This is a genomic window from Gordonia sp. NPDC003425 (genome assembly GCF_053588635.1).
This window is the reverse complement of record NZ_JBSFQI010000040.1, coordinates 1-1,815: the sequence shown is the minus strand read 5'-3', so window position 1 is coordinate 1,815 and position 1,815 is coordinate 1. Positions and strand designations below refer to the sequence as shown.

Sequence of the window (1,815 nt, the reverse complement as noted above, 5' to 3'; positions counted from 1 at the left end):
ACTCCTGGGGATAGGGCTTGGGCACAGCTGGCATCCTTCCAGGCCGCCCGGCAGGGCAAGCCAGATCAGATGTCACCTACTCGTGCACCAGCCCCCATTGCGCGGCAACATGAATGGCTTTGCATTGTCTTTTTCGGACTTGTAAAGGACGTCGATGCTCTGGTCGCGATACTCCAGCAAGAAGTACAGCTCTCCGAAGATCTTGGCCAGGTTGCCGCGGTTGATCTCATCGATGATGAGCACGTAGACGGCATCAGGGTTGTCCATCGCGCGGTCCACGAGTTTACGGAGTGGACCTGGGCGCAGTTCGAATCCGACTTGACCGTTGCTTTGCATCGCTGGCCGGAAGCCTTCGAAGAAGTCCTCGTACGAGTACGCCGGATGAAACTGGACGATGGTGACGTTCGATTCGCCTGTGGGTGACTGGCCCGGCCAACGAGAAGTGGGAGGTCTACACCGTGCTCGCCGACTCTGACACCTTCGGGAGCAGCCCGAAACTGTTGGCACAGAACGCCGTCGATAGTGCGGGCCAAGGTTCGGTGTGCTGCGGAGGCAGCGCCAGCGGTCCTGCTGAGGCTCGCCCAGCCTGCTGCTGACAAGCCGCATCTGCTCTCTCGCCTATCGCCCAAGCCGGTCGGCGAGAGAGCGGATGCGGTTGGTGATGTCGTCGCGGATCAACCGCATCCGTTCGATGCCCTCGATGCCACGTTCGGAGGGTTCGTCGGTGTTCCACACCTCGAGGGCGACGCCTTCGGGCGGGGTAACCTCGGCGGTGCCGATCACCACGACGAGATCTGCGGCCCGCATCAGCTCGTCGGTGAGTTGGCGAGGCTGATGTTCGGCGACGTCGGCGCCGATCTCGGCGAGCACCTGTGCCGACAGGCTATTGACCTGGCCGCCGATCGTCGCACTGGTCCCGGCCGATGATGCAGAGATCCGGTCGGTGACCGTCGGCGTGAGGTGTTCGGCCATCACAGATTTGCCGCGGTTGCTTACGCACACGAAGAGCACATCGATGGGTTCAAGCATGGCGCCCGGGCTCCTGGGTTGAGTTGGTGGTTGTGGTGAAGCGTTTCCGCAGCGCCAAAGACACGTACACGAGACCGACGAGGACGGGAACCTCGATCAGCGGGCCGATCACCCCGGCGAGAGCCTGGCCGGAGGTCGCACCGTAGGTGGCGATCGCCACAGCGATAGCAAGCTCAAAGTTGTTGCCCGCCGCGGTGAATGCGAGTGTCGCGGTCCGCTCGTAACCCAGTCCCATCGTGGCGCCCAGGATGAATCCGCCACCCCACATTACCGCGAAGTAGACCAACAGAGGAAGCGCGATCCGCACAACATCCCAGGGCCGCGACGTGATCTGCTCACCCTGCAAAGCGAACAGGATGACGGTGGTGAACAGCAGACCGTAGAGTGCCCACGGTCCGAGGCGCGGCAGCAACGAGGACTCGTACCACTCGCGGCCTTTGGCCCGCTCACCGATACGACGGGTCAGGTACCCGGCCACCAGGGGGATGCCGAGGAAGATCAGCACCGACTTCGCGATCTGCCACATCGAAGTGTCAATGGAGGTCTGCTCCAGACCGAGCCAGCCGGGTAGCACCGACAGGTAGAACCAGCCCAACACGGCGAACATGATGACCTGGAACACTGAATTCAGCGCGACAAGGACGGCAGCAGCTTCCCGGTCGCCGCAGGCCAGGTCGTTCCAGATGATGACCATCGCGATACACCTGGCCAGTCCGACGATGATCAGGCCCGTCCGATACTCCGGCAGATCCGACAACATCAACCACGCCAGCGCAAACATCAACG

The 1,815-nt window shown here is 62.3% G+C and carries 3 protein-coding genes and 1 pseudogene; 1 reads left to right on the top strand and 3 read right to left on the bottom strand.

Features of this window, described 5'->3' with window-relative positions; all coding sequences use genetic code 11:
• Positions 1-72 precede the first annotated feature (72 nt).
• On the bottom strand, positions 73-396 hold the full coding sequence (locus tag ACWDTD_RS20475) for an AAA family ATPase (RefSeq protein WP_449748947.1): 324 nt from the start codon (positions 394-396) through the stop codon (positions 73-75).
• A 14-nt stretch (positions 397-410) separates the two neighbouring features.
• Between ACWDTD_RS20475 and ACWDTD_RS20470 the strand changes: the two are divergent.
• A pseudogene (locus ACWDTD_RS20470) lies at positions 411-596 on the top strand (glyoxalase/bleomycin resistance/dioxygenase family protein); the annotation flags it as partial.
• 22 nt (positions 597-618) lie between these two features.
• Here ACWDTD_RS20470 and ACWDTD_RS20465 read toward each other — a convergent pair.
• Complete coding sequence (locus ACWDTD_RS20465; protein WP_449748946.1) at positions 619-1,029, bottom strand: arsenate-mycothiol transferase ArsC; 411 nt, start codon at positions 1,027-1,029, stop codon at positions 619-621.
• Positions 1,022-1,815: ACR3 family arsenite efflux transporter (arsB, locus tag ACWDTD_RS20460; protein ID WP_449748945.1), on the bottom strand; the 794-nt coding region annotated here is incomplete at its 5' end. The genes ACWDTD_RS20465 and arsB, both read right to left, overlap by 8 nt.